This window comes from Desmonostoc vinosum, from assembly GCF_059505385.1.
Window position 1 is genome coordinate 46,206 of record NZ_JCACKM010000234.1, and the last position, 26,498, is coordinate 72,703.

The 26,498-nt window shown below is 41.7% G+C and carries 21 protein-coding genes; 11 read left to right on the top strand and 10 right to left on the bottom strand.

Going from position 1 to position 26,498, the window contains the following annotated elements; genetic code table 11:
• The first annotated feature begins 326 nt into the window (after positions 1-326).
• The 3 genes from clpP to AC5JMF_RS26975 all read left to right on the top strand — a co-directional run bounded on the left by clpP (position 327) and on the right by AC5JMF_RS26975 (position 3,413).
• Positions 327-1,025, top strand: coding sequence for an ATP-dependent Clp endopeptidase proteolytic subunit ClpP (clpP, locus tag AC5JMF_RS26965; RefSeq protein WP_495798781.1), 699 nt, complete (start codon positions 327-329; stop codon positions 1,023-1,025).
• Between the two features lie 9 nt (positions 1,026-1,034).
• The gene (gene clpX / locus AC5JMF_RS26970) at positions 1,035-2,375 is read left to right on the top strand and encodes an ATP-dependent protease ATP-binding subunit ClpX (protein ID WP_495798782.1); all 1,341 of its coding nucleotides are present in this window, start codon (positions 1,035-1,037) and stop codon (positions 2,373-2,375) included.
• A 117-nt stretch (positions 2,376-2,492) separates the two neighbouring features.
• Positions 2,493-3,413, top strand: a complete 921-nt coding sequence (locus tag AC5JMF_RS26975) for an alpha/beta fold hydrolase (protein ID WP_495798783.1) — start codon at positions 2,493-2,495, stop codon at positions 3,411-3,413.
• A 105-nt stretch (positions 3,414-3,518) separates the two neighbouring features.
• Here the strand turns inward: AC5JMF_RS26975 and AC5JMF_RS26980 are convergent, their stop codons facing one another.
• Complete coding sequence (locus tag AC5JMF_RS26980; RefSeq protein ID WP_495798784.1) at positions 3,519-4,502, bottom strand: GntR family transcriptional regulator; 984 nt, start codon at positions 4,500-4,502, stop codon at positions 3,519-3,521.
• A 392-nt stretch (positions 4,503-4,894) separates the two neighbouring features.
• Between AC5JMF_RS26980 and AC5JMF_RS26985 the strand changes: the two genes are divergently transcribed.
• Both AC5JMF_RS26985 and AC5JMF_RS26990 read left to right on the top strand, forming a co-directional pair.
• Complete coding sequence (locus AC5JMF_RS26985; RefSeq protein WP_495798785.1) at positions 4,895-5,635, top strand: dienelactone hydrolase family protein; 741 nt, start codon at positions 4,895-4,897, stop codon at positions 5,633-5,635.
• A 103-nt stretch (positions 5,636-5,738) separates the two neighbouring features.
• Positions 5,739-6,641: a S1 RNA-binding domain-containing protein gene (locus tag AC5JMF_RS26990; RefSeq protein WP_495798827.1), complete on the top strand. Its 903-nt coding sequence runs from the start codon at positions 5,739-5,741 to the stop codon at positions 6,639-6,641.
• A gap of 56 nt (positions 6,642-6,697) precedes the next feature.
• Here AC5JMF_RS26990 and AC5JMF_RS26995 read toward each other — a convergent pair whose 3' ends face one another.
• Together AC5JMF_RS26995 and AC5JMF_RS27000 are read right to left on the bottom strand one after the other, a co-directional pair.
• Positions 6,698-7,690, bottom strand: a complete 993-nt coding sequence (locus AC5JMF_RS26995) for an RNA ligase family protein (protein ID WP_495798786.1) — start codon at positions 7,688-7,690, stop codon at positions 6,698-6,700.
• A gap of 409 nt (positions 7,691-8,099) precedes the next feature.
• Complete coding sequence (locus AC5JMF_RS27000) at positions 8,100-8,828, bottom strand: hypothetical protein (protein ID WP_495798787.1); 729 nt, start codon at positions 8,826-8,828, stop codon at positions 8,100-8,102.
• Between the two features lie 722 nt (positions 8,829-9,550).
• On the opposite strand from AC5JMF_RS27000, the gene AC5JMF_RS27005 reads away from it, so the two are divergent.
• Positions 9,551-10,018, top strand: a complete 468-nt coding sequence (locus AC5JMF_RS27005) for a response regulator (RefSeq protein WP_495798788.1) — start codon at positions 9,551-9,553, stop codon at positions 10,016-10,018.
• A 191-nt stretch (positions 10,019-10,209) separates the two neighbouring features.
• Here AC5JMF_RS27005 and AC5JMF_RS27010 read toward each other — a convergent pair whose 3' ends face one another.
• Both AC5JMF_RS27010 and AC5JMF_RS27015 read right to left on the bottom strand, forming a co-directional pair.
• A complete protein-coding gene (locus AC5JMF_RS27010; protein ID WP_495798789.1) occupies positions 10,210-11,319 on the bottom strand; it encodes a sensor histidine kinase in 1,110 nt (369 codons plus the stop codon).
• Positions 11,320-11,364: 45 nt separating this feature from the next.
• Entirely contained in the window at positions 11,365-12,699 is a 1,335-nt protein-coding gene (locus AC5JMF_RS27015) for an ATP-binding response regulator (RefSeq protein WP_495798790.1), read from the bottom strand.
• A 239-nt stretch (positions 12,700-12,938) separates the two neighbouring features.
• Between AC5JMF_RS27015 and AC5JMF_RS27020 the strand changes: the two genes are divergently transcribed.
• Both AC5JMF_RS27020 and AC5JMF_RS27025 read left to right on the top strand, forming a co-directional pair.
• Complete coding sequence (locus AC5JMF_RS27020; protein ID WP_495798791.1) at positions 12,939-13,124, top strand: hypothetical protein; 186 nt, start codon at positions 12,939-12,941, stop codon at positions 13,122-13,124.
• An 885-nt stretch (positions 13,125-14,009) separates the two neighbouring features.
• Positions 14,010-14,732 (top strand): response regulator, encoded by a 723-nt coding sequence (locus tag AC5JMF_RS27025; RefSeq protein WP_495798792.1) that lies wholly within the window; start codon positions 14,010-14,012, stop codon positions 14,730-14,732.
• 99 nt (positions 14,733-14,831) lie between these two features.
• Here the strand turns inward: AC5JMF_RS27025 and AC5JMF_RS27030 are convergent, their stop codons facing one another.
• Positions 14,832-16,175, bottom strand: coding sequence for a lipid-A-disaccharide synthase-related protein (locus tag AC5JMF_RS27030; protein ID WP_495798793.1), 1,344 nt, complete (start codon positions 16,173-16,175; stop codon positions 14,832-14,834).
• 536 nt (positions 16,176-16,711) lie between these two features.
• Between AC5JMF_RS27030 and AC5JMF_RS27035 the strand changes: the two genes are divergently transcribed.
• Complete coding sequence (locus AC5JMF_RS27035) at positions 16,712-16,915, top strand: hypothetical protein (RefSeq protein WP_495798794.1); 204 nt, start codon at positions 16,712-16,714, stop codon at positions 16,913-16,915.
• 121 nt (positions 16,916-17,036) lie between these two features.
• Here the strand turns inward: AC5JMF_RS27035 and AC5JMF_RS27040 are convergent, their stop codons facing one another.
• Positions 17,037-19,091, bottom strand: a complete 2,055-nt coding sequence (locus AC5JMF_RS27040; protein WP_495798795.1) for an ATP-binding protein — start codon at positions 19,089-19,091, stop codon at positions 17,037-17,039.
• 158 nt (positions 19,092-19,249) lie between these two features.
• Here AC5JMF_RS27040 and AC5JMF_RS27045 point away from each other — a divergent pair, with 158 nt between their 5' ends.
• On the top strand, positions 19,250-21,025 hold the full coding sequence (locus AC5JMF_RS27045; protein ID WP_495798796.1) for a hypothetical protein: 1,776 nt from the start codon (positions 19,250-19,252) through the stop codon (positions 21,023-21,025).
• Between the two features lie 342 nt (positions 21,026-21,367).
• Positions 21,368-22,861: a serine/threonine protein kinase gene (locus tag AC5JMF_RS27050; RefSeq protein WP_495798797.1), complete on the top strand. Its 1,494-nt coding sequence runs from the start codon at positions 21,368-21,370 to the stop codon at positions 22,859-22,861.
• Positions 22,862-23,052: 191 nt separating this feature from the next.
• Here AC5JMF_RS27050 and fabD read toward each other — a convergent pair whose 3' ends face one another.
• The 3 genes from fabD to plsX form a co-directional block, all read right to left on the bottom strand.
• Complete coding sequence (gene fabD / locus AC5JMF_RS27055; RefSeq protein ID WP_495798798.1) at positions 23,053-23,931, bottom strand: ACP S-malonyltransferase; 879 nt, start codon at positions 23,929-23,931, stop codon at positions 23,053-23,055.
• Between the two features lie 209 nt (positions 23,932-24,140).
• Complete coding sequence (locus tag AC5JMF_RS27060; protein ID WP_495798799.1) at positions 24,141-25,133, bottom strand: beta-ketoacyl-ACP synthase III; 993 nt, start codon at positions 25,131-25,133, stop codon at positions 24,141-24,143.
• Between the two features lie 106 nt (positions 25,134-25,239).
• On the bottom strand, positions 25,240-26,265 hold the full coding sequence (plsX, locus tag AC5JMF_RS27065) for a phosphate acyltransferase PlsX (RefSeq protein WP_495798828.1): 1,026 nt from the start codon (positions 26,263-26,265) through the stop codon (positions 25,240-25,242).
• Positions 26,266-26,498 lie beyond the last annotated feature (233 nt).

The window sequence follows — 26,498 nt, forward strand, 5'->3', positions numbered from 1 at the left end:
TCTCGGCTTTACACTCTTATCCCCTCACGGCCTTTTCTTTAGAGAAATGGGTAAGCTGAAAAAGAGGGAAATAATCACTCTGAAGACTTTCAGGTGAAAACTTAGTCTAAAAAAGACAAAAGAATTAAAAAATCTTCAACAAACGAAGGTACCGATTCCCGTCTCGGCTTGATACTGTATTAAACGAGAGCAATTTATATGAGGCATAATGGTTAACACGTAGCTCAAACAAAAATCCCATCCATTAAAAAGGCAGCCTCCGCCCACAATGATGGTTTTACTGACGCTGCTTGCACCCTGTCCTAGTAGTTATCAAATGTTGTTGTATGCTTGTATCGCATTCGGGAAATTACCCAATCAGCAGTTTGAGTCGAATCAACATTCACTCCCAGTTGAGCAGCCCTAGCAACATCGTGCCGATGGTGGTAGAACAATCAGGTATGGGAGAAAGAGCTTTTGATATTTACTCCCGTCTTTTGCGAGAACGAATTATCTTTTTGGGTACACCAATAGATGATGCGATCGCCAACTCAATTGTGGCTCAGTTGTTATTCTTAGATTCTGAAGACTCAGAAAAGGACATTCAATTGTACATTAATTCTCCTGGTGGTTCGGTCTACGCAGGGATGGCAATCTATGATACAATACAGCAAATTCGTCCCGATGTTGTTACCATCTGTTTTGGACTAGCCGCGAGCATGGGAGCATTTCTATTAACGGCAGGAGCTGCGGGTAAACGCATGTCTCTACCCGACTCCCGGATCATGATTCACCAACCTCTTGGTGGCGCTCAAGGTCAAGCCATTGACATAGAAATTCAAGCCAGGGAAATTCTTTATATTAAGGCGAAGTTGAATCAGTTGATGGCCCACCACACAGGTCAGCCTTTAGAAAGAATTGAAGCCGACACTGAGCGTGATTTATTCATGTCGGCAGAAGAAGCGAAAAACTACGGTTTGATCGATCAAGTTATTTCCAGGCAAAATCTTCCCACAGCAGGGGAAAACGTCACCATTCTGAAATAAGAGGCTGGTATGTCTAAGTACGACTCCCATTTAAAATGTTCATTTTGTGGTAAGTCTCAAGAGCAGGTGCGTAAGTTGATCGCAGGGCCGGGAGTCTATATCTGCGACGAGTGCGTGGACTTGTGTAATGAGATACTAGATGAGGAGTTACTGGACACGAATGGCGCGGCGTCGCAACCAGCACCAAGGTCAGAACCACCTCAAAAACGCCGTTCTCGTTCTGCTAATCTCTCCTTCAATCAGATACCCAAGCCGCGAGAGATTAAAAAATACCTAGACGAACACGTCATTGGACAAGACGAAGCCAAAAAAGTGCTTTCAGTAGCGGTTTATAACCATTACAAGCGGCTCGCAATCATTCAGTCTAAGAGTAACGGTAAAGCCGGAGTTGATGATGCAGTAGAACTGCAAAAGTCTAACATTTTGTTAATTGGCCCAACTGGCTGCGGCAAAACTCTGCTAGCGCAAACTCTAGCGAAGATTCTCGATGTACCCTTTGCTGTTGCTGATGCTACGACGCTGACGGAAGCCGGTTATGTCGGGGAAGATGTGGAAAATATCTTACTGCGACTCCTGCAAGTAGCAGATTTAGATGTAGAAGAAGCGCAACGAGGAATCATCTACATCGATGAAATTGACAAGATTGCCCGCAAGAGTGAGAACCCCTCAATTACACGCGATGTCTCTGGTGAAGGTGTGCAGCAAGCTTTGCTGAAAATGCTAGAAGGGACGATCGCTAATGTACCACCCCAAGGAGGGCGTAAGCATCCCTATCAAGACTGCATCCAAATTGATACCAGCAACATCTTGTTCGTCTGTGGCGGTGCCTTTGTTGGCTTAGAAAAGGTTGTGGATCAGAGAGTTGGTAAAAAGTCAATCGGCTTTGTGCAACCAGGAGAAGGCCAAACAAAAGAAAAGCGAGCTGCTGACACTCTCCGTTATCTAGAACCAGATGATTTAGTGAAATTTGGGATGATTCCAGAATTTATCGGACGAGTGCCAATGGTGGCGGTAGTAGAACCGCTGGATGAAGAGGCATTAATGGCTATTCTCACTCAACCACGTAGCGCCTTAGTCAAGCAGTACCAAAAACTGCTGAAGATGGATAATGTGCAGTTAGACTTCAAACAAGAGGCCCTAAAAGCGATCGCTCAAGAAGCTTACCGTCGCAAAACTGGCGCGAGAGCGTTGCGTGGTATTGTAGAAGAACTCATGTTAGATGTCATGTACGAGTTACCATCCCGTAAGGATGTAACCCGCTGCACAGTAACAAAGGAGATGGTCGAGAAACGATCCACTGCTGAGTTGTTGGTGCATCCATCTTCATTACCGAAGCCAGAATCAGCATAATGGTCATTAGTCATTAGTAAGAAAAAATGACTAATGACAAAGGATAAAGGACAAAGCACAAAGTTCTGATCGGAGGAAACCTTCAATCAGAACTTTGTAACAGAGGACAAGTCACAAATGCCTTACATTGATGTTCGTGGTGTTGAACATTATTACGAGTGGATGAAAAAAACATCTGGCACTTTGGTAAAGCCAGTGATGGTTTTTATCCATGGTTGGGCCGGTTCGGCTAGATATTGGAGAAGCACAGCTAATGCTTTGGTAGAAGATTTTGATTGTTTACTCTACGATTTGCGAGGATTTGGGCGTTCCCACGGTCGGCCAACCATAGTCCAAGCTAGCGAGTCTGTGGTTGAGTCCGAGACACCACAAGAGAAATCTGAAGCAATTAAAGAGTTGACTTATGAGTTAGAGGAATACGCTGAGGATTTGTTAGCTTTGCTTGATGGGTTACATCTCCAACGCGTTTATATTAATGCTCACTCGATGGGGGCTTCTATCGCTACATTATTTTTCAACCGCTATCCCCAGCGAGTAGAACGCGGGATTTTAACTTGTAGTGGGATTTTTGAATACGACGAAAAAGCTTTTGCGGCATTTCATAAATTTGGTGGCTATGTAGTTAAATATCGTCCCAAATGGTTAAGCAAAATCCCGTTGGCTGATCGCATGTTTATGGCGAGATTTCTGCATCGCTCGATACCAAATTCCGAACGACAGGCGTTTTTACAAGATTTTTTAGAAGCAGATTATGATGCAGCGCTAGGTACGATTTTTACTTCTGTGTGTAAGGCTCAAGCTGAATTGATGCCTGAAGAATTTGCTAAGTTAACGGTGCCGACTCTGCTGGTGGCGGGAGAGTATGACAAAATTATCCCCGCCGAGATGGGACGTCAAGCAGCAGCGCTAAACGACAAGGTTGAATTTGCGATGATTCCGAAGACGGCGCATTTTCCGATGTTGGAAGATGCTGTCAGTTATGTGCAGCGAGTGCGAGAGTTTTTGCAGGTTCCTACTCTTAAACCACAGGCGGTTTGATTTTTTCAACGCAGAGTCACGCGGAGGTTTTATCAGGTGATTAGGTGTATTTCCCTAAGCTCTTGTCTTCCCATCTTGCTTCTGTCTCTTCTATCTTTGGGATAATTAAATTAAACCTAGTTCTCGTTTGAGTAGGTTGATGGAGTTAGTACCGATGTAATTTTCGACTTTAATCAGCTTGGGTGGACGAATAATATCGTCAGCGGCAGCATGTACTGCTGCTTGTAGCATTGCAAAACTGGCTTGATCGCTGATAATCACTTCGGCTCGCTTGACCATTGCTAGCAGTTTATAATTATCTTTGGGTTGGCAAGTCATCACTAATAGTTCGTCTCCTCGCAAGCCGTGGAGGATGACTTCTGCTTGGCGACCAATCCCAGAACTGAGGCTAACTATACCGACACAATTATCTTTTGGCAGGTTTTTGAGCAGGTTAATTTCTTTGCTGTAGTCGTAGATGTCAAGAGGGATGACGCGTACAGCTTTCGGAGCAGCGATCGCTTCTACATTGCCGATAAAATATCTACTTGTAACTACGGTGGCAGAGGTAGTTTTATCTAGCACCGCTGCTAATTCTTCCATTGATACCAACTGGACTGGTATTTTTAAATATTGTTCTAATTCATACACCATTAATTCGCCTGCACCGAGGTCTTGAGACGGAACTGCTACTAGTACGCGGGCACTACAACGCAAGCGCCAGTCAACTTCCGAGAGAAATATCTCCCGCGCTTGATTGAGCGAGCAGCCTTGAGCGAGGAGTTCATCAAGTGCCTGCTGGACAACTTTATATGCTTCGGGATTTTGGTTGAGAATTGCTGATTGCAGCCTGCTACCACCCTCATGACCTTGAGCGCGGACATAAATCCCGGAACCAGCTAGGCTTTCGACTAAACCGTCTTCTTCTAGTTGGCGATAGACTTTGCTGATGGTATTACGGTGTAACCCGGTCTGCATCGCCAACGCGCGTGTGCTTGGTAATTTGTATGCTGGGGGATATTGCCGGGAAGCGATCGCAAACCGAATTTGATTAAATAATTGGGTTGATGCGGGGATTTCACTGTCTGGCTGAATACGGAATTGAAGCATCACCAAATCTCCTGTCTACTGGTAGTGGTTGCTTACCAGCTACGTCTACACATGTTAAATAATTCGTAATTCGTAATTAAGTTTTGTAATGGGGATTTAGCGCAAAGTCACCAGGGGGTTTCCTCCGATCTGATGGCAGTTGTTCATGGGGGAAACCCCCAAGATCACACTGCCTCAACTTTGTAAGACAGACCCCTACACAAAACTTGCCAACTATAGAACCGGGGGACTTAAACCCACGGAACATGTTAAATATGTTATTCCTGCAAGAAATTTATCTCAGAGAAATTTCTCATGCGATCGCCTTGAGTAATCGATAATTTGATTGAAAATAGCCCGTAGACACTGGCATAGTTATAACAAATAATCACACAGGGCTGGTAACAATTATTATGACAGAGCAAGCGATCGACACTACAACGATTAAACTTTTGCAAGATAATATTCATATAGCTGCTTACTTGGCACACCCAAAACAACCAGGTACTTATCCAGCAGTGGTGGTTTTGCAAGAGATTTTTGGTGTTAATGCCCATATTCGGGAAGTTACCGAAAAAATTGCCAAGGAAGGGTATGTAGCGATCGCACCTGCACTCTTTCAACGTCAAGCTCCTGGTTTTGAAACTGGCTATACCCCGCAAGATATCGAAACTGGTAGAAGTTATGCCATGCAAACTCAAGCATCAGAGTTGTTAAATGATATTCAAGCAGCCATAGATTATCTTAAAACCCTGCCCGATGTCAAAAAAGATGGTTTTGGCTGTATTGGTTTTTGTTTTGGTGGTCATGTAGCATATCTTGCTGCTACTCTACCAGACATCAAAGCTACTGCTTCCTTCTATGGTGCCGGCATTACCACCCGGACGCCAGGAGGTGGCGCTCCTAGTGTGACGCGAACACCAGAAATAAAAGGCACACTCTATAGCTTCTTTGGTACAGAAGATGCCAGTATTCCTCTAGAACAAGTCAATGAAATTGCAGCAGAGTTAGAAAAATACAAAATTCCGCATCGTGTGTTTCGCTACGATGGAGCTGATCACGGATTTTTTTGTAACCATCGTGCCAGCTATAATCCTAAAGCGGCAGCCGATGCTTGGGAGCAGGTCAAACAACTCTTTGGTCAACTGAGCTGAGACTGGGGTCTTTGTTTGTCATTTGTTATTAGTAAGAACCAGTGACAAATGACAAATGACAACTGATGCTATCAGTTCAAATAACAATTTATCTTCAAAAGTCATGAATTCCGAATCGAAACGTTCTCAAACAGCCAATTCGTCATTTACGATGGACGATTTTGCTAAAGCATTAGAAAAACACGACTACCAGTTTCAAAAGGGACAGGTTGTACATGGCAAAGTGTTTCAACTTGACCATGATGGAGCCTATGTTGATATTGGTGGTAAGTCGTCGGCTTTTCTTCCTCGTGATGAGGTTTCTTTGAGAGCAGTGACCGATTTATCGGAGGTTTTGCCATTACAGGAGGAACTTGAATTTCTGATTATCCGCGAGCAGGATGCAGAAGGTCAAGTTACTCTTTCTCGCCGACAGCTAGAAATTCAGCACATTTGGGAAAAATTAGCGCAGATGCAGGAAAATTCCCAGACTGTACAAGTGCGAGTTACGGGTGTCAATAAAGGTGGTGTAACTGTAGATTTTCAATCTTTGCGGGGGTTTATTCCGCGCTCGCATTTAAGCGAGCGTGATAATTTGGAAGCACTTAAAGGCCAAACTCTCACTGCTGGCTTTTTGGAAGTAAACCGCAACACCAACAAACTCATACTTTCTCAGCGCTTGGCAACTCGTTCTAGCAATTTCAATCAGTTAGAACTAGGTCAATTGGTGGAAGGTAAAATCACTGGTATCAAACCTTTTGGTGTGTTTGTAGATTTAGATGGTATTAGCGCCTTACTTCACATCAAACAAGTCAGCCAAAAGTTTATTGAGTCACTAGAAAAAGTGTTTCAAATTGGACAGCCAATTAAAGCTGTAATTCTAGATTTGGATGAAGGTAAAGGTCGAGTAGCTCTTTCTACTAGGGTTTTAGAAAATTTCCCCGGTGAAGTGTTAGAAAACATGGACGAAGTAATGGCTTCGGCTGAGGCTCGTGCTAATAGAGCTGCTAACAAAGTGTCTGAATAGTAAAGACGCACTATATTATATATGATGTAAAGACGCGCCATGGCGCGTCTTTTTAACTAATGAAGTTCAGTTCCATCTTGACGAAGTAAATAGCGATCGCTAATCAATTTCAACACTACTCTACCTGTTTCTGGATGCGTTCTTTCAATTAAAGGTTGTACAACAACACCTTCCATGATGCAGTTGGCACTAAGTACACTATCAGCATTATTAAACTGAGATACTGATTCCCAACTATAAGCACCAATATAAAGTACAGGCACTCTCGGTAAAGCAAATTCCTCGCAAAACGCTACAAAATCACTGTAATTGAGGAACTGATTACCACGACGTACAGCAAATATTGCAATCCCAATTTTGCCACCTTTCAAGCCGTATTTAATATCTTGCACGCCGTATATCTCCCCAAAAACCTGAGTATTTGCTGGGAGTTTATGTAAGGCATTATTTTCGTTATATGCACGAACATACACCAAATTTTGGTTCGTGGGGCTGTTTTTCCAAAAGTAATTGTGGCTACCAATTTTTGTATTGCCGTCAGCGTCTACTAAAACGGTGAAGTTAGTTCCATGCAACTTTTCTGTGATCACAATTTCTTCACCTGCTATCAAAATATCTTTGTATCGCTTGAGGTTTTCTGGACTGGGAAATTTGTAATGTCCAATATGACTTTCCATTTCTCCACTCATGCCTTGAGGGATTGGATATTCATATTTTGTGACACCAAAATAATCGGTATAATCATCCCCAATTTGACCTGTAAAGTCATCATTTACAGGAATGAGCAAACCTTCAGAAAAAATTCCTCGCAGTTTGGCAGCACGTAGTTTTTTAGAGTAGTAGTTATGAATACCAAATTTATCTAAAAAATCCTCTGAAATCACGCTATCAATTGGAAAGTAAAAAGCTAAATCTCCCGGTTTAAAGCTACTTTTAGCTGTGATTACTTGATACGCCATCCCCTCAAAAGAGGCAATATCTAACCTATCAGCATTGGGGTGAGGATTAACACTATTAATTTTGACTACTTCAACTTTAAAAATACTCATTGTTTATTTATCTCCTTTGATAATAAGGATTTATATAAGCTGTTCCACATATAACTTGCATAATTAGGGCGGGCAAGATGCCCACCCCACAAGAGTTTTATTTAATTTGATTATGTAATTTAGATGTTTTTTAGCTTAATAGACTTCTTGCATAAATACTTTAATGTTGTTGAATAACACTGTGAAAAGCTCACGCAAAGGCACAAAGGCGCAAAGAAGAAAACTAAAAATTGAACTTTTGCAAGAGACTCCATGAACTGCGTTCACAAGGAACTATAAAAATATTTCTTCCCTACTCCCTATTTTTAAGGCAGGTCTAATGTAGAGTGCGTCAGTTCGAGAAACTCTTAAAAACCCAAAAAACTACTCCTAATAACTATTTTCTGTAGTTATAGTACCCACAATTTCATCATTCATTATTTTTCATCAGACACTGCATAATAAATTTGATTTCTTTCTTATTACACTGTCGTTTACTAATAGCGTAGATTTTTCTGCCGTATTGCTGTCGAGCAGTTTCATAGTTAATTACGGCTTTGAGTAGAACATCAAAAGCTAACTGTGTTGCTGGAAAGTCTGCCAATGTAATTAAGTACCAGATATCATTCAATAGATGATACTGATGATATGGGTCTAAAATAACTAAATTATTACGCTTGATTTCTGGTTGATTTGGGATTTTTTCAATTTGGCAAAGAATCATTTGCTCAGGATGAACGTAAAGTTGCTTTCTCCATCGCCAATTAAATTCACCAAGTCGATGTTTATGATTGTCTTTTCTATAGGGAATACCATCAATTAATACTACATTTAATTCTACAAAATCCCATACATGAGAGAGGATATGTTGTCCGGAGAGAGTCGTTGCATTAAGACGATAGGATAGTTCGCTGTAAACGTTATTCCAAGGTTTTCCAACTTGAGAACGTAGCCAGCGATATAGTGGCCCTAAATGGTCAGAGAAATATTTAGTTTTTCTTCTAGGCTTTAATAAATAAGGACATAGAAGTCCGTCTGTACTAGCTTCATAGGTGATTTTTTCTAGAGCTTTTTTATTACCTGTTACACTCTTAAGACTTAACCTTCTACCACCACGAGGACGTTCTATGACAATTTCATTTAAACGGTGTTCGCTCATTATTCCGGTTATTTTATAAGTTGATATCTGCTGATATAAATAAATATTTTTTGTCAGCTTAATTGGGCACAAGCTCTAAAAATGAACTTGCGATCGCCAATCTTTTATTTGCTAACAATAGTTTGATTACACTTATATGCTACATAAATACTACATAAATGTCAACATGAGCTAATTGTCTGTGGAGAGAAGCTTGTTTAACTGTTTGGGATTATAGATTTTGTGAGGCGATTCCCAAAGATAATACTTTTTGTATCAAGGGTGAGCATATCTATATAGTTATATTGAGCGAAAAAGCGCGTTTAATAACGTCGAAATAATTTCTCAATACTATGTTAAAAATTTATTGATTACGCGATCAGTAGTAAGTAATATAACATACTACATCATAGAATACTGATAGCATTAGATGCTTAACTGCTAAAAAGGCAAATAATTTTAGCAATAGTCTGAAAACCAATTATTTGATTTTTCTATATGAAGTTATTATGAACACCTTGATAAAATATTCTGTAGTTTTGCGTATAATCAAAGGGTATCTGCTGAGCCTATCAGCCAGGGGCTTTTTTAGACCAACGCTTTTTAGATGTAAAAGATTATTGATTAAAACAGGTGCAAAAAACGAGCCAATTCTAAATGAGCGTGGTGGGATTGCTTACGGGAAGCCTTTCGTTGTTTATCAGTAAAAGCGATAAATTGCAATAAAATCTTCTGGAGAAGAGATGTATTTGACACATTCATTCATGAATGATGAAAAAAAGCGAAGCTCTCAACAGCCTTTGATTTTAGCAGTGGAAGATCATGACGACAGTCTACTGCTGATTAGTTATGCCCTTGAGTCACTTGGTTGTAGATTTATTTGTCAAACAGACAGTTCTGCAACGTTACTGGTTGCTAAAGAGTATCAGCCAGACTTAATTATGTTGGATATTTTATTACCAGGTCTGAGTGGTATTGATGTTGTAGGTCATTTAAAGCGAGAACCTTTAACTTGCGAAATTCCAGTGGTTGCAGTTACAGCTTTAGCAGGTAGAGAAGATAGAGATTTGCTGCTGAAGGCAGGATTTAATGATTACATCAGCAAACCTTATATGATTGAAGACTTAGAAACAATGATTCACCGTATGCTTCCTGGGAAACTCAATCCCCTTTCAGCTTTTGAGCTATGTCAGGATTGGCAGATAAGTTAATGTACGTGCAAGTTGCACATTCTGTGATTAAGACTGTCATTTGTCATCATTCATTTGTGTTTACAAAGGACAAAGCGTAAAGTTGAGCTAGTCGTTTGAGACAGTCTGGTCTTAGGGGTTTCCATGCCACTTGTAACGTTTGGGGGAAACCACAAGACCGCAATGGCTACCCAGAAGGAACTACATAAAAACTATCCTTCTTTAGGGAGTTTTACAGTAAATACGCTACCTTTGCCATGTTCAGATTCAACCTGAATGGTTCCACCATGCGCTTGAATAATTCGACTCGATAGATGAAGTCCTAAACCACTGCCTGAACGCTTGTTTCTACCTTGGCGAAATCGCTCGAAAATTCTTGCTTGATCTTCAAGTGCAATTCCATATCCTGTGTCTTCTACTTCAATTGTGACCCAATCTTGATAATTAGGATTAGTCGATGTCTCAGAAATGCGGATTGTGATCCCTCCGGTATCTGTAAATTTGATCGCATTACCAATGAGGTTGTTTAGCACTCGTCGTAATTCCAGCTGATCACCCATAATTGTGCCTGAATCTAACTGATGAATGTCTATTTTGAGGCTTAAATTCTTCTCAATTGCCAACGGAGATAGTTCGCTGACTACTTCTTGGGCGATCTCTGGTAAATTGCAACTCTCGTAGTTTAAAGTTTTTTTACCAGCCTCAAAACGATAAACTTCTAGCAGAGTATTGACCATTTGCATCAAATTTTGATTGCTGCGGATCATGACAGCAACTGCTTGTTTCATTTCTGGCGAAATCTTGCAAAAGGTTTCTTGTTCAAATAGGTACAACATGCGATCGGCAGCTACCAAGGGGGTTCGCAAGTCATGAGTAAGACGAGAAACAAAATCTTCTCGTTGACGTGCCATCTTTCGCTGTTCGTCAAGACTGTGCTTGAGGCGTAAAAGCGATCGCACTCTTGCTAATAGTTCATCAGTATCAAAGGGTTTACGAATAAAATCATCAGCACCAGCATCTAAACCTTCCACAACGCTAGATTCATGAAACGCAGTAATCAGCAGAATGGGAATGTAGGAAAGAGCAGGGTTACCACGAATTCGCCGTGTAACTTCATAACCATCCATCCCCGGCATCATCACATCTAGCAAAATTAGATCCGGCGGAGATTGTTCAATTTGCCGCAAAGCGCTAACACCATCTGAAACTAAGTCAATCTCATAGCCCTCACTTTCTAAAATCGTTTGCACTAGAATGAGGTTATCTCGAGTATCATCAACGGCGAGGATACGGTTAATTTTAGGATTTTCTACAACAGACATGACTATTTAACTTATTTAACTTTGATCCTGTTTTTTAAAATTAATTTATGTTTTGTAATTAGGATATTTCTTTAAAGATTTACCTGATTGCAAAGTTGAGAGATGAGGATTCTGAGCAGCACAAAAAATTTCTTCCCCATTCAAGTTTAAACTGGGATGATCAATACCTACATTTGGTGATGTTACTTGGCGCGGCAATTCAATTCTAAATAGTGAGCCGACCCCTAGCTGACTTTCAAGGAAAATTTTGCCGTTCATCATTCGTACTAGCGAATCTACAATTGCTAAACCTAATCCTGTGCCAGGGTATTTACGAGTGATGCTTTGATCGACTTGTCGAAATGCTTCAAAAATATGTGTAAAATCTCTAGGAGCTATACCAATACCTGTATCTCGAACAGTAATTGCTACTCGATTTGCCGGTAGTTCCTTGATTTCAACCCAAACCTCTCCTGATTCTGTAAACTTAATCGCATTGGAGAGGAGGTTGACTAAAATTTGCTTAACACGCACTGGGTCATTAAATACCAAAGTATTTTGTAAATCTATTTGTACTAACAAAGATAGCTTTTTTGCTTCAGCTAAAGAACGCATTTCAGCTACAGTAGTATTTATTACCTTTGAAATATCAAATATTTCTGCTTTTAAATCTAATCGTCCTGTCTCCAGTTTAGAAAAATCAAGAACTTCATTTAGCAGCATCAGTAAATGCTTACCATTGTTAAATATTCGCTCCACCATATCTGTTTGTTGATGGGTGAGTTGCCCAAACTTGGGACGCAATAAAATTTGAGAAAATCCAATAATTGCATTCATTGGAGTTCTTAATTCGTGAGACATGGTTGCTAAAAACTGGGACTTAAACCGTGATGCCTCTAATAGCTTCAAGTTCTGTAATTGGATTTGTTGCCGTTGTTTCTCCAGTTCTTGATGCTTACGAATTAATTGTTCATGACTTTCTCTGAGTTGCTGGTTTGTCAGTTCTACCTGCTTTTCAGCCCGATAAACTCGAATAGCGTTCCGGACAACTCGTAACAATATCTCTGAGGATGCTGTAGATTTAGAAAGATAGTCAGTAGCACCAGCTTTGAGCAATTCAACAACAATTTCTTCATCTGGTATAGTTGTTAGAACCACTATCGGAACTTGAATTTCCCAAAAACGTAACTTTTGGATTATTGTCAGGGCATTTTGGTCTGGTAAGTGATAGTTGAGAAAAACGCAGTCGTAATTGGTATTTCTGAGAGTTGATATCGCATCAATACCGTTACTTGCTTCAGATACTTCCATATGTACACCTGATTGTACCAGGGCACAATGTACTGCCACGCGTTCTGCTTCATCCCCGTCTACAACCAGAATTTTCAGCGTCTGTTCCATCGGTTTTTATTTTCGCTGTCAAATATAGGTTGATGCATAACATTAATCTCTTGTCAAACTATTTAATTAGATAATCTGATATTTTCGGACATTTCAGCTCCAGCTTTGATTAACTGGGGCATCTCGTGTATCACCCAAAACTTGCTGAGCATTGCTATTATCTCAACAAACTTAGTGAAGTTTACTGACTTTAAGATATATTTAGGATATTTTCAGATATAAACTTCCACTCAGATTTGGTGCTGATATCTTGGTTTCAGGTTATCATCACAACTACAGGAGTTGCTTACCATTGGCAACCAGAACATATTTCTAAAAAGATTTCGATGCTACCGAATCTTTGGTTTAATTTAAATCAAACAAAATTTAGCCTTGTTTTAATTAGGTTTCGCAAGGCTAACAGCTTTTGCTTCACAGGCGGATAATCTTTCTAGCCCTTATTGGGCTTGACTTATAAAGTAAATCGGGTTGGTGATATTAACTTTATAGATTACCCGCTTGAGATTCATCACCTTAACTTTGTTGTCCTCCAATGGTGGTATTAGGTTAATCACTTTGTTGGCTTCTGATTCCGGTTAATCTACTAGAGTATCGAAATTAAAATCGTAGCTAATAACCAACAATTAGTAACTAACCGGCTGCAAATGACTAGTCTGCCATTGCAGACGGAGCCGCTATAAAGTAAAATAAAACACTTTATTGAGCTTCAAAACAATTGTAAATGAGTAAGTAAGCGTCCGTCCTCAGTCATTAGTGAGAGTTGCACACGAACATTATTTATGAGTGGGAGTTGCACACAAACATCTTGGATCACAGACTTGAGCAGATAATTTTAGTGGCTTTGAGATTTAGACTAGACTAGTCTAGCTCTGTTTTTTCAGGGCAAAGATAACTTGATAAGGGTTAAATGCCATTTGATTTAACTCAAGTAAATCTGATAGATTTAAATATCTGGTTATAAGTAACTTAAAACTACAACTGACTTGAACGCTAAGTAACAGCAAGATATTGAATTTTTCTCCAAAAAAAATAGCAAATATCTTGTGAATAGAAAAATTACAATCTAAATCTAAATAATAGACGAAAAATTGGCTAATATCTCAAAAATTCACAAGTTTTAGCTAAGTAACTATACATCTGTAGCTAGATTTTTATCAATACACCGACCTGACAAAAGATATGATTGATTATTTCTATCGGTGGATGCACTCATGTTCTAATATCATCTATCTTTGGTTTGGGAAATAAAAGAAGTCACTTAATAAATGTCATAGTTTGACAGACGCAATCAGCCAAGAGTGAGTGTAGCAATGAATGAAATCAGCATTATTTTAATTGAAGATCATGACTTAACGAGGATGGGACTACGAGCTGCATTACAGTCTCACAGCGGATTGAGAGTGATCGGTGAAGCAGCAAATGCTACCCAAGGGCTAAAACTTTTGGAAACAGCTAAGCCAGATGTAGCTGTTGTGGATATTGGCTTACCTGACATGGATGGTATAGAACTCACCCGTAAATTTAAGCGTTATCAAGCTGAAACAGGAAACTCGGCAACAAAAATTCTCATCCTCACAATGGATCACACAGAGGATGCTGTATTGGCTGCTTTTGCCGCCGGGGCAGATTCTTACTATATGAAAGAAACAAGTATTAATAAATTAACAGAGGCAATACAAGCAACTTTTGGTGGAAACTCTTGGATTGATCCAGCGATCGCTAATGTAGTATTACGGAAGATGCGGCAAGGTATACCAGGAGAAGTTCAAACCTCTGATAAGCCGAAGACTGTAAAAATAGAAGCCCTAGCAACAGAATACGAGCAAGTTTTGGAAACTTATCCCTTGACGCAACGGGAACTCGAAATTCTAGAGTTAATTGTTGCTGGGTGTAGTAACGGACAGATAGCAGAGAAACTCTACATTACTGTTGGTACAGTCAAAACCCACGTTCGTAATATTTTAAACAAACTCTGTGCTGATGACCGGACTCAAGCGGCGGTTCGGGCGTTACGTTCGGGGTTAGTTGCTTAGTTGGGGATGTGGTTACTTGGCGGTAGTTGAATCTCGACTTCGCTCGATTACCGCGTAGCCGAAACTCACCAATCGGGAGAATAAAAACTGATAACTGATTCATCCCAATCTTTCTTGCAGGCAATCAGCAATTCGCCGTGCTGCTCCTGGTTTGCCCATGCGTCGCATACCATTCTCTGCAATAATTTGTAAACTGTCGGGATTTTGAAACAAAGATTGCACTACACTCGCAACTGATGCTGGTTGTTCGACGATAATTAAGGATTCTCCCAAGAGCCGACTTTGAGCTTCAGCAAAGGAAGGGTTATATTGGGGCCCTTGACCAGGAATGGCGATCGCTGGTTTCCCTAAGCCGATAAACTGTTCTGTAGCTGTTCCTGCTGTGGCGATCGCTATATCTCCTAAATGTAAGCAGTCATTATAAGAGTTTTGTGTCAGTACAAGATATGCATTTTTTTGTGTAAATGTCAAGCATTGAGAATCACTCAGAGGAATGGGAGATTTGGAGTGTGGTCGCCAACCTTGAGATTGAACAGTTTGAGCTAAAATTTGCGAGTCTAAATCGGGAGCTATCGCACCTAAGAACACCACCATACCAGAAGCATAAAACACTGAGTTGCGTTCTTGAACGCTTGCTATTAGCGCAGACACAGCAGCCATTATCGTCTTCCAGTTTTGGTATGCCTCGCTTGGACGTGAACCAGGTAAAAGAGTCACGATCAAAGGTCGAGTTAACTCTTGTTGTCGTGTGTCCTCACTATAGAATTGTTGGCGTGTAAAAGTTGGTTCTAGACCATCCATCATGGGATTACCTAAATCAAAAGCTGGAATTGACCATTGTTTTAAGATTTCTGTAGTCAGCGCATCTCTAGGAAAAACTGCTCGACAACGGTGACGACTCATCAACCAACGTTCCCAAGGATGATAGATTGAGCCAGAAAAGTTTTCCCAACGAGCAGCTTTTGAATTGCGTTTGAGTAATCCGACTTCATCTCGCACATAATATTCTGATTTTGCCGTGCCCACAAAAGCATAGTTAGCACCGCTAAAAGTAGCAAACAATAGCGGTACAATATCTCCTACGGCTAAGATAGCTCTCTTGTTGCCTAACTTTTTTTGGGAACTTACCCAACGACGTATAGCTTTAATTTGAGTTAAGGTAAGTTGCAGCAAACCTCCTTGCACATCTCGCATAAGTTGGCGTCCATCCATATAAATGAAACCACCAGAAGGCATAGTGCGTACTGAACCAATCAATGGGATACCCAACCGTTGATAAGCGCGTCCTTCACCCACCAAAGGCAAAGCAAAAATCTCTGGTGGGTTTAATTGTCGTTGGAGTTCCTGCAAAATACGGGTTGCGATTATATCTTCTCCATGACCATTACTTAAAATCAGTAACCGCAGACGAGAAGTTGCAGATAAATCAGATAAATCACTCATAAATTGAAGAAGTGAATAGGGAACAGGGAACAGGGAACAGTTTTTCCTATTTCCTGTTCCCTATCTAGGAGCAATACCAATTCACAATGACGGCGAAGTGCGTAGGTAGTTCATCTAACTTGCACATCTTTTCGTTTAGGCAGTCAAAAGTCAAGAGTCCAGAGTCAAAAACATCGAATTACACGAATATGAGGTATTGTGTTTGCTGACTTTGCCTCAGCTTTGGGTTCTGGTAAGCTAAAAAACATCTAAATTACATAATCAAATTAAATAAAACTCTTGTGGGGTGGGCATCTTGCCCGCCCTAATTATGCAAGTTATATGTGGAACAGCTTAATACCGTATTGGGAGACCTTGCAGGCGTGCGTGATAAACCAGGATATGATTTTGGATATGGGGGCGGCGTGCGCGTAGATTCGCTACTGGTTTAATCAGGGTGACTATGGCATCAATGACCAAGGAGAAAGCCGAGTGCATCAGTTCTCACTCCTGCCTACGCAAATAATTTCATGAATCAAGTCAAATTTCTATAAATTATGGAAACTACAACTAAAAAGCAAGCATTAATCAAAGCAATTCATGAACAGTTAGAACTGGCTTATGACGATACTTTGCAAGAAATTTTGGAATTACTAAAAATTCGTAAACAGGAAGACGAAGAAGATGAAATAGACTTTGAAGAAGGATTAAGAGATATTGCCGAAAACGGTACTTTAACTTGGGAAGAACACCAGCAATAAAGTGCATGACATATCAAGTAGAAATTTCTTAAAGCAAGCCTTTCTATGGATGTATTAATTACGAATTACGTTAGCGCAGCGGTAGCGACGTAGGAGCGTCATTACGAATTACGAATTAACATTAAACCCAGCCTTGAGTTTGACCATCAGTAAGATTCCGCTCTAATTTGTAATATTCTCGCTGAGCTGCTTGCAACAAATGGCTCATTCGCACGGGTTCTGCTGCATCTGCGGCGAGAAAAGCAGCGTTTAAAGCAATATTACGGATATTTCCCCCTGCGATACTCAAATTCGCGAGTTTTTCGATGTCTAAGCCATCTGTGGGTGTTTGGGGTGGAAATATGCGTTGCCAAATCTCTGCGCGTGCTTTGGAATGAGGGAAAGGGAAAGCAACAGAAAATCGGATGCGTCGCATAAAAGCTTGATCGATGGAGTCTTTGAGGTTAGTAGTGAGAATCGCTAGACCTTGGTAAGCTTCCATGCGCTGGAGTAAATAGCTGACTTCCACATTAGCATGGCGATCATGACTATCTTTGACTTCAGTTCTTTTACCAAACAGAGCATCTGCTTCATCAAATAGCAATATTACTCCCCCGGCTTCGGCCGCATCAAAGATACGCTGTAAGTTCTTCTCTGTTTCGCCAATGTATTTACTAACTGTTGTACTTAAGTCGATGCGATATAAATCTAGACGAAACTCCCTAGCTAAGACTTCAGCTGCGAGGGTTTTGCCTGTGCCGCTTTGACCATGGAACAAGGCACTGATGCCTAATCCCCGCTTGCCTTTTTTGGCAAAGCCCCACTCCTGGTACACCTTGACACGTTGGCGCAGATGAGTTGCAATGTCTTGCAGAACTTGACGATCGCGATCGGGCAATACCAAATCATCCCAGGTAGCGTGAGATTCAATTCTTTGAGCTAAATCATCCAACTGGGGACGGGCTTGGACACGGCAAAAATCCCAGAGTTGACTAGCTAGGGAGTTGGTTGTTCTTTCATCCTCTTGCATAAGGGTCAAGCTAGGCAATGCTTTGCTATTTCCATCTTCAAGCTTGACTTGGGAACTGTGATTCTTAAAATGTAAGCAGGCCGCTTGGATAATCACAGGAGAAAGTTTAAACTGAGTAGCGATCGCCTCAACTTGACTATGCAAATTGTCAGCAATATCACCCAGGTGGGTTTGCCAGAGAGTAAGTTGTTCTTGATAGCTGAGGGCAGGGACATCAAAAGTGACGAGAGGACGCTGGTGTTGTCGCCAACGTTCTTGGCTACTGACAATTAACAAGGTGCTGATGCCTTCAATAAACTGGTTCAAAGATGCTGTCCGTGTAGATTCCGTTGATTTGAGAGTATCGCAGTCAAGCAACAGCACGCTGTTAGTTAACATCGCTTCTCGACACCAGCGTTGCAGCAAATGATAACAATCTTCAGGAGTTACAGGCAGAAAATCAGCACACATCTGCATCAGGTTGTATCCCAACTGATGACAAGCAGTTGCCACAATCGACTGCTTAATAAAAAAATCTCCACCGCACAGTTGGAAAATTGGCAAGTGAGCAGAACCACCACTCTGCACCCAAGTGGCAGCGATTTGGTCAGCCAATTGTTGTTGCGATGGAGGCAGAGGAATATTCGTAAATCTCTCTATTGAAATCTTCTGGACAACACCAGATAATCTCGCATCAAGGGCAGGCTCACCCAAAAGATAGCAGAGAATACGCCGATCAATCCGCAGGCGTGATTGAGCCAGCGATGGCCCATCGCTAACTTCAATCAACTGCCAGCGCCATAGAGGAGATTGGGGTGATAAGACACGGAAATTGGGCTGAGAAAAAACTACAAAAGCCAACCCGAAGGTAGGATAGTTACGGTTACAGGGTGCATGAGCTTCCGCACAGAGAATTTCAAAGTTGGGGTCGAGTTCCATGCCCATACACAGCATTAAAATATCGCGCTCAAAGGCAGAGAGTTGAAACAAAGAACAGATTTGGTCAAGAGCAGTCGGAGCATCTTGTTCAGCCGCTAAAAATTCTGGTATGGGGGAAAAATCATCCTCAACTGACAAGTTTTGTAAATGGGCAATGTATCCCTGGAGAGCTTGACGCACACGCTCAACAGCGGTGAAAACATGGTAAATATTAGGTTGAAAGGCGTGAGGGTGTGCAGGAATATCCATTGCTTTCTCCGAAATCAGCGCAGAGATAGATGAAAAAATACCATAATTACTAAAGCTTGTAGCAATGATTATATCTAGCCTGGTATTGCATCTAAACTTTAAGCATGTAATACAAAATATTTCCTCATTACTACTGCAAAGTCTCCAGGAGGAGGCATATGTATAAACCGCCGCAAAAACACAGTCTTTCTAGAAAATCATCCCCTATCCTCAAAACGAGAAAGAATCAGTATGGGACAGGCGATTTTTCTACGCAATCACAAGAGTTAGAGACCCCTCTACCTGTGCAAAAACAACCAACTTACAACCGGGCGGGGGCAGATTTGCTAGCGGCGAAGATGATCAAGAATCAAAACTCGCCAAAAATAGCACACGCATCTGAGGGAGCAGTATTTAAAGAACCGTCTCAAATTATTCAAACCTCCCCATCACTTCCAAAGCAACCAAACTTAGTATCTCAAGTTACCAAGTCTTACCCATCTGACCATGACTGCCGGATACAAATGTATGGAGATAAACATGAGATCGATTCAGCATTTAACGTTTGGAAAGACCTCGAAAATGTTCTTGAAATGGCGAATTATTCCGCTGAGGGAAATCTAGATGACCCCATATCAAAGCGATTGTTTGGAGAACGAGAAGAAGAAGGATTTACTGGCTGGGATGATTTTATTAATGATTTGGCCGAGAGTCTTCGAGATCCTAACAAGGATGCTGAACCACAGCTTACAAGACAACTCTATGAGCAAGTAAAGCAATCGTTAAAAACAAATAAATTCATATATAGTTTCAACTATTTGCAGCAAGCTGTTCTTCAGGGTGGGCTAACTAAAGCAAAACAGCAAATAAATAAGCCTAAACCAGACCCTAAAAAAAAGAAATTTGAAACGCAAGCATATGAATCAAAATATAAAAATTGGAACCCACCGAAACCTCAATTACCAGACAGAGATAAACGAGAAGATTTAGGAGATGTAGGAGAAAAACAAACACAAGAAATATTTGATAAATTCTTGCCTGCGAACTTCATTGAGTATAATGGGCCTTTAAAACTTGATCAAGTACATGGAGTTGATCATGGTGTGCTATTAAAACCTCTACCTGAAGATGAAGCAGCATTAGAATTTCTTACCGAAGCTGCTAATAGTTCTGGACAAAAATTTGACCCAAATAAGCGAACTATCCTCATAGCAGAATCTAAAACAAATACTAGTTCTGGTGCTTTTAAACAACTCTCAAAACTAGATTTTGACGATATGCAGGAAAATGCTGCCAAGAGGCAGAAGAATAATCCAGCTAAATATACAGGAGTAAATCCAGATATCTTTGAAAAATTCAGCAAAGCTCAGGGAGAAGGAGCAAATATTATTAAAATTGAATCGAGAACAACCATCCCTGACACAAGAAAACCTATAACAAACTTAGTAACTTTGGGAGAAAAAGAAAAATCAGAGAAAGATCTGAAACAAAAACAACCATTTTTTTCGTATAGTGCCAGCAAAGCTGTTAGTCAGTATGCAGTATCATCGACTGATGTCGGCAATGTAGCAGAACAGTTAGTAGTTGATGATTTAAATAAAACATATCAAGGAGAATTAATAGATTCCAAAGTCAACGGAAATCAAGGTTTGGACATGATTTATTGGAATAAAAAGAATAAATTAGTTTATGTAATAGAAGTAAAAACAGATAAATCACAACTATCAAAGGATCAAAAAGATCCAGACAAATATATAGAAAAATGTATAAAACGGGCGTGGAGCAGCAAGCAAGAGAAAATGATGGAAGTAGCTCTCGCAGTAGAGAAGAAAAAAATCAACTCTGCGAACAAATTCATCGAATGGCTCCAAGATAGCGGCTGTGTAAAACCCATGGTTGCTTGGGTAGATTTAAAAAGTAGAGAAATCATATACGAGGACTGGATAAAATTTTAGCGCGATCGCACTTGATTTTCTCTGCGAACCTCTGCGTGACTCTGCGTTAAAAACATTAACCTCTGCTTTTTATCTAAAAAATCTATCTAAAGATAGATGTATTTTATTATAGTTTAAGGTGATAGAAGAGCGATCGCCCCTCAACTCACTTCATGACGGAGAAACTTAACAACCCTTGACCATGCATCAAGGTTAGTTAAGGAAAATGTCAATGTATTATGAAAAAAACAAAACTGTTACCATAACTAGGGGTGTAGGGAAACCTCGTCACTAAATCAAAAATATAAGAAACTTTTTTCAGCAGTCCTCTCAAAACTTAAGACTCATAACTCGAAACTCCTTATGTTAGCAGGCACAACTTTACAAGGTGGAAAATATACCCTACTCCAGGAAATCGGGCGGGGTGGCTTTGGTATTACGTACAGAGCTAAGCATCATTACTTAGGTCAAGATGTAGTGATGAAAACCATCAACGAACGACTGCGACAACATCCTGATTTCGCCAAGTTTGAGCGCCAATTCCAAGATGAGGCCAGAAGGTTAGCTACTTGCGTTCACCCAAATATTGTGAGAGTCAGCGACTTTTTTGTCGAATCTAGGCTACCTTACATGGTCATGGAATACATTCCTGGGGATACCTTGGGAGATGCATTTGTCTTGCCAGGAATACCATTACCAGAAGCGATCGCCATTCATTACATCCGTCAAATTGGAGCAGCATTGCAGGTAGTACACAATAACGGTTTGCTGCATCGCGACGTCAAACCAGATAATATTATCCTCCGCCAAGGAACTCAAGAGGTAGTGCTAATAGATTTTGGTATAGCGCGGGAATTTAATAGTGGGGCACGCCAAACTCATACAGGGTTAGTTTCTGAAGGTTATTCCCCCATTGAGCAGTATCTCTCGCAAGCACCACGCACACCAGCAACAGATATTTATGGTTTAGCAGCAACCTTATATGCACTGTTGACAGCCCAAGTTCCCATCCCAGCCCTACTGCGCGATCGCGAGAAAATGCCCTCTCCCTGCGAACTACAACCCCATCTCAGCGCTGCTGTCAACCAAGCAGTCATGCGGGGGATGGCAGTGGAATCTCGCCATCGTCCAGCGTCAGTTGCTGAATGGCTGAAATTACTACCCGGAAATCGAGTCGATGTGACGCCACAACCTGGATCTAATTATCCAGTGCCAACCATCAATTTATCTGCACAGCAACCAGAAAAGAAAATTCCCCAAAATCACATTCAGGCAAAATCATCAAGGAAAGTCACCGCATCAGCTAAAAAATTAGGCTCTCAAGTATTAATTGGTGCTGGTGTCGCTGTTGTTGCTGCTACAGCGGGTTTTGGCATCACTAGCCTACTCCCCAAATCTCAGCCCCAGCCAGTTGCAAAACCAACTTTTGAAAAACCTCTGCAAGAACCTGCTGCGAAAGTACCTGACACTGATACTACATCTTCACCATCGGCGAAAGAGACTAACACCACTCAAACTAGACCTGTCTCCACTTTCAAACGGCGTCAACGCAATCGCCCGATTCCTCAAGAAGAATCGACTACCACTCAAAACACTACAAATACCACAGAGCGATCGCCAAATCGCGATCAATCTGCAACCGCACCTAAAGTTCCACCCTCACCCTCGATAGTACAAAAGCTACGAGCAATTCGAGCATCTCGTAAGGCTGTACCTACACCCTCACCACGCAGTGTTTTACCTCCTATTCGCAAGGATTCTAACTTGCCTCAACCGGAAATGATCCCAGCAGTACCTCCTGAGGAATCACAACATTCAGATCCTTCGGCTGTAGTAGTACCAACCAGAGAAGAATAGGGACTTTCAATTAAATAATTCGTAATTCGTAATGACGCGACGCTCCTGTGTCGCTAACGCTAACGCTATCGCGGACTCGCTACCGCTTCGCTAACGCTAACGCTAACGTAATTAAGTTTTGTAATGGTGATTTAACCCCATTACAAAACTTGCTGGTTATGGAACCGGGGGACTTAAACCCACGGAACTGGTTAAACGGGTAACTCAGTAATATTACGAATATTTTCTAATATTAAATTAGAGCAAGTACGTTTAATTAAGCCAGTTAGCACATTACCAGGGCCAATTTCCACAACTCGCTGGATACCACTAGCTGATAGTTGTAGAGAAATTTCTCGCCACCTAACTGAGCCAGTCATTTGTTGACTCAGGCGCTGCTTTAAGATTTCTGCATCAACAGCTGGAACTGGTTCTACATTAGATAATACTGGTACAACAGCTGTTTGAAATTCTGTAGATTCTAAAACTTCTTGAAATTCCACAGCCGCAGTTGCCATTAGGTGAGAGTGAAATGCCCCAGAAACTTTTAAGGGTATAGCACGCTTGGCTTTAACTTGAGACATTACCGCTTGTACAGCATCGGGAGTACCAGAAATTACTACCTGTGCGGGACTGTTGTCATTTGCCAATACGACATCGGGTGTTTGGGCAATGACAGTTTCTAACTGTTCGCGATCAAAGTTCATTAAGGCTGCCATTAATCCACCTGCGGCACTATCCATCAGTTCTGCACGACGTTTCACCATGCGTAACCCCGCAGACCATTCAAAGACACCAGCAGCGTAAAGGGCAACATATTCTCCTAAACTGTGGCCTGCAACTAAATCTGGTTGATGTCCTCGTTCTCGAATGATGTCGGTGAAAATACTTTCCACTACATACAGACATGGCTGTGTGTACAGTGTCTGTGCTAACTTTTCTTCGTTTTGACAGATATCTGTGATAGACCAGCCCAAAATCGTTTCAGCTTCAGCAAATTTATCCTTAGCGGCAGGTATATCTAATAAATCTGTTCCCATTCCCAGTACTTGAGAACCTTGTCCGGGAAACACCCATGCGGTTTTAGTCATTGGTCATTTGTCGTTTGTCATTGGTCATTTGGGGCTGGGGACTGGGGACTGGGGACTGGGGACTGGGTAAAAATTTACTAATTCCCAATTCCTCGTGGGCTGAGCGAAGTCGTTCGCGGAGCGTCTCCGACAGGAGAAGCCCAATCCCCAATTCCCCGTGGCTGAGCGAAGTCGTTCGCGGAGCGTCTCCGACAGGAGAAGTCCAATCCCTATCTTCCCCATTGAAAAATTGCTGCACCCCAGGTGAGGCCGGCACCAAAGCCGGAGGTAGCAATGATGTCGTTGGGTTTAATTTTACCTTGCCGCACTGCTTCATCTAAAGCTAAGGGTATGGAGGCTGCTGAGGTGTTGCCGTAATGGGCAAGATTACTAATTACTTTATGTTCTGGAATATTTAAGCGTTGGGCAACGGTATCCAGAATCCGCTGATTGGCTTGATGTAATACTAACCAATCGATTTGGTCAACGCTGAGGTTAGCTTGAAATAAGGCTTTATCAATGATTTCTGGCACTTTTTGAGCAGCAAAGCGGTAGACTTCTTTGCCGTTCATGTCTATGGGTTGGTAAGTGCCTTGAGCAACTTTTACCCCTGGAAGTAGTTCTCTTGGCGTGGCTTGATATGGGAGGTTGAGACAGCCGTTTTGAGTGCCGTCACTTTTAAGTGCAAATCCTAGCAAGCGATCGCACTTGGAAGCTTGCAATACTACCGCTCCTGCACCATCTCCAAAGAGTACACAGGTACGCCTATCTTGCCAATCTACCCAACGAGAGAGGATATCCGCCCCTATCAACAGTACATTTTGATAAACTCCAGTTCTGATGTATTGGGCGGCTGTAACTAGTCCAAATATAAAGCCTGAACAAGCAGCTGTTAAGTCAAAGGCTACTGCTCTGATGGCTCCTAATTCTGCTTGAATTTGACAAGCGCTACCAAACAAATCGTCTGGGGTGGAAGTCGCCAGCAGAATTAAATCTATTTCTTCTGCCTTGATGCCTGACGCGGCGATCGCCTGTCTGCTTGCTTCTGAGGCGAGTGATTTTAAAGACTCTGTTGGTTGTGCTAGTCGCCGTTGACGAATTCCCGTTCTTGTGGTAATCCATTCGTCTGAGGTTTCAACTAACTCAGTCAGTCTTTGGTTGTGTAGAGAAGTTGCGGGTGTTGCCGAGCCACTTCCAGTGATTGCTATACCTAAATTTTGCACTCCTAGTCTCCCAAGCTATCAGCTTTTTGTCCCTTGTCCTTAGTCATTTGTCTTTTGTCCTGACATACAAACAAAGGACAAATGACTCATGACTGATAACTGATGGCTAACTGCTTTCGTGCTGTAGCACTTGATATTGGGACTTAATTCTTTGCAGTACCTGGTTATCAACAGCGTCTTTTGCCATGCGGATGGCGTTAAAAACCGAAGGTGCTTGTGAGCTACCATGGCCAATAAAGCAGACACCTGCAACGCCTAACAGTAGCGCCCCACCATGTTCTGCGTGATCCATCCGTTGCTTAATGCGTTTGAGATTTGGCTTTAAAAGTGCCGTGCCAATTTGACCACGCAATCCTTGGGGTAACTCTTCCTTGAGAATTTGTAGGATTGCTCCTCCGACAGCTTCGGCAAATTTCAGTAATACATTGCCAACAAAGCCGTCACAGACGATTACATCAAATTGACCGGAAAGTACGTCTCGTCCTTCAGCGTTGCCAATAAAATTTATTTGAGTATTTTCGCGTAGCAGTTGGTGAGCGCGAACGGCTGTATCATTGCCTTTACAGTCCTCTTCACCGATATTTAATAAACCTACTTTGGGTTCGGTTGTTCCTAATACAAATTGACTGTAAGCCGACCCCATGACAGCAAACTGTTCCAAAAATTTTGGGCGACAGTCTACATTCGCACCGACATCAAGAATTAGCACTTGCTTGCCAGCAATGATCGTGGGAAACACTGTACCGATTGCTGGGCGGTCAATTCCTGGTAATCGTCCTAATTTTAGCAAAGCTGCTGCCATCGCTGCCCCAGAGTGCCCAGCAGAAAATACAGCATCTGCTTGCTGTTTCTTAACCAAATCCATGGCTACATTAATGGAGGCCTTGGGTTTGCGTCTGACGGCATTTAAAGGCTCATCGTCCATTGCGATCGCTTCTTCGGCAGGGACGATCTCTACTTGCCTCAAATTTGTTTTTGATGGCAGGGCGGCTTCAATTTGTTGGGGATCGCCAACCAACAATACTTTCACACCTAATTCTTCTCGTGCCCGCAGTGCGCCAGCAACGATTTCCCCGGGTGCATAGTCCCCTCCCATTGCATCAATTGCAATCCGTACACAAGTCGATTCCATTGCTTGGAGCTTCATAGAAACCTTACAGATTTTACCAGATGGCGACGTAGTTTTATTACTAAATAGGGAATTGGGAATGGGGAATTGGGAATTGTCATTTGTCATTCTCTGCGTCCCCGCGTCCTCTTGTCCCCGCGTCCCCGCGTCTTCCTCATCCCCCGGTCACTGAGCATACCCTTCTCCTTTGGAGACGCTAACGCGAACGGGATCTTGCTACGCGTAGCGTCTCCAAA